The organism is Alkalibacterium gilvum (assembly GCF_900109085.1).
Taxonomy (GTDB): domain Bacteria; phylum Bacillota; class Bacilli; order Lactobacillales; family Carnobacteriaceae_A; genus Alkalibacterium; species Alkalibacterium gilvum.
In genome coordinates, this window is sequence record NZ_FNYW01000075.1 from 1 (window position 1) to 2,291 (window position 2,291).

Here is a 2,291-nt window from a genome sequence, read left to right on the forward strand (position 1 = left end):
GGCAAGAAGGAATAAAAGCCTTTTATGTGTTCAGTGATAAGCAACTAAAAGCTCTAATAGAAGCGATGCCTAGAAATAAAGCAGATCTGTATTTAGTAAAAGGTTTTGGAGAGACTAAAGTAGGAAAATACGGGGAAAATATTATCCAAATCATAGAAAAATATGATAGAATCAAATGATTTTAAGTCTAATTTTAAATTTAAACGAGCTATTTTACGGCTGAGTTGAATAGCATTAAACTATTTACATGAGAAATAAGAGTTAAAAGGAGTAGAGACAGTTAAGTTTCTATTCCTTTTTCACGTTATATTAAAAAAGGTGAGTGTCTGTGAAAGTAGACTGACCGACTTGACAAATCAATAAAAAGGTATAAAATTACAATATAGTTTAGGTTATGCTAAAAATATTTTTCGGAAGGGCGTTGAAATGGCTGATACTATGATTCAAGTAAAAAATTTAAACGTACATTATTCAAATAAATTAGCATTAGAAGATGTAACTATTTCTATACCCACGGGACAAATCACTGGGATAATTGGTCCAAATGGTGCTGGAAAATCAACCTTAGTAAAAAGTATGTTAGGACTGATTGATTACCAAGGAACTGTATCTTTCGGTAAAAACAAATTGGAAGACATTCAAAAAGATATCGCCTACGTTGAACAGAGACAAGACCTTGATCTGACTTTTCCAATCAATGTTTTTGACACGGTTTTATTGGGAACATATCCTAAATTAGGTTTGATAAAACGACCAGGAAAAAAGGAAAAACGATTAGCGAAAGAAGCATTAGAAACTGTAGATATGCAGGAATATAGTGAACACCAAATCAGTGAACTATCAGGTGGACAATTACAGCGTGTGTTTATTGCACGTGCCATTGCGCAACAACCCGAGTGGTTCTTTCTTGACGAACCTTTTGTAGGAATAGATGTTGTCAGTGAAGAAGTTATTATAGATGTATTGAAAAAATTGCGTGACCAAGGAAAATCAATGGTTATTGTTCACCATGACTTGAGCAAAGTAACCAAATACTTTGATCATTTAGTTATGTTGAATAAAAAGGTCATAGCAGATGGTCCCGTTGATCAAGTCTTTACCAAGAAATATCTCGGTAATATTTATGGTACTGGATTCGTAGAAGCACTGACAGGAGGGGTACTCAATGATTGAGAATTTTATTGATGGATTAATGAATTACCAATTTTTACAGAATGCCTTGATTACCTCCTTGCTTGTCGGCTTTGTTTCAGGAATCCTTGGCTCATTTATTATCTTGCGTGGCATGTCTTTAATGGGGGACGCTATTTCTCACGCAGTCCTCCCAGGTGTAGCAGTTTCTTATATGTTCGGCTTGAGCTATGTTTTTGGAGCGTCCTTCTTTGGTATCCTTACAGCTGTTCTGATAGGCTATATTACTGAAAAAAGCACACTGAAAAATGATACAGTGATAGGAATTGTGTTTAGTAGCTTCTTTGCATTAGGAATTATACTGATTTCCTTTGCCGAAAGTGCGACAAACTTGTACCATATTCTATTCGGAAATGTGCTTGCAGTTCGCGACTCAGATATTATATTGACTGCTATCGTCACAGTGATTTCACTTATCTTTATCCTTGTTTTCTTCAAAGAATTAAAATTGACGTCCTTTGACCCGGTTATGGCAAAGGCAGCAGGACTACCTGTTAAGTTCTTTCACTATGCGTTGATGTTCTTACTGACGCTTGTCGCTGTGGTATCTTTACAAACAGTCGGTACGATCCTTGTCATCTCTATGCTTGTTACACCAGCGGGCACGGCGTATTTACTTACAAATAACTTGAAAGTTATGATTGTTCTATCTGCTGTGATTGGTATGCTTAGTTCGATAATTGGACTTTTCTTCAGTTATTCTTATAACTTGGCATCTGGAGCGACCATCGTTTTAACTGCAGCAGTCTTTTTCATGCTTGCTTTTTTACTCGCACCGAAAAAGGGTTTATTAATGAGAAAGAGAGCAACAAAATAAATGAATTGAAAGAAGGGGAATAATGAAAAAATGGCTAACATTCGTTTTAAGTAGTGCTGTTTTGATACTACTTGCAGCGTGTGGCGACGCAACGAGTACAGGAGAGCAAGAGAATGAATCAAACGATCAGCTGAATGTTGTTGCTACAAACTCAATTATTGCTGATATGGCTGAACAAGTTGGAGGGGGGCTGATCAATATACACAGCCTTGTTCCGATCGGTACAGATCCACACGAACATGAAGTGTTACCGGAGGACATCCAAAAATCAGAAGAATCAGAT

The 2,291-nt window shown here is 36.5% G+C and carries 4 protein-coding genes; all 4 read left to right on the forward strand.

Translation table 11 applies throughout. The features are described from left to right. Nucleotides 1-11 precede the first annotated feature (11 nt). Nucleotides 12-179, forward strand: coding sequence for an HRDC domain-containing protein (locus tag BMX83_RS11220; RefSeq protein ID WP_425425851.1), 168 nt, complete (start codon nt 12-14; stop codon nt 177-179). Between the two features lie 247 nt (nt 180-426). Then, nucleotides 427-1,173 (forward strand): metal ABC transporter ATP-binding protein, encoded by a 747-nt coding sequence (locus BMX83_RS10520; RefSeq protein ID WP_218141952.1) that lies wholly within the window; start codon nt 427-429, stop codon nt 1,171-1,173. After that, nucleotides 1,166-2,008 carry a metal ABC transporter permease gene (locus BMX83_RS10525; RefSeq protein WP_091636820.1) on the forward strand — a complete coding sequence of 281 codons (843 nt, stop codon included), beginning with the start codon at nt 1,166-1,168 and terminating at the stop codon, nt 2,006-2,008. Before BMX83_RS10520 ends, BMX83_RS10525 begins: the two co-directional genes overlap by 8 nt. A gap of 22 nt (nt 2,009-2,030) precedes the next feature. Then, nucleotides 2,031-2,291 (forward strand): metal ABC transporter solute-binding protein, Zn/Mn family (locus BMX83_RS10530; RefSeq protein WP_177170586.1); only part of this gene is annotated, 261 nt, incomplete at its 3' end.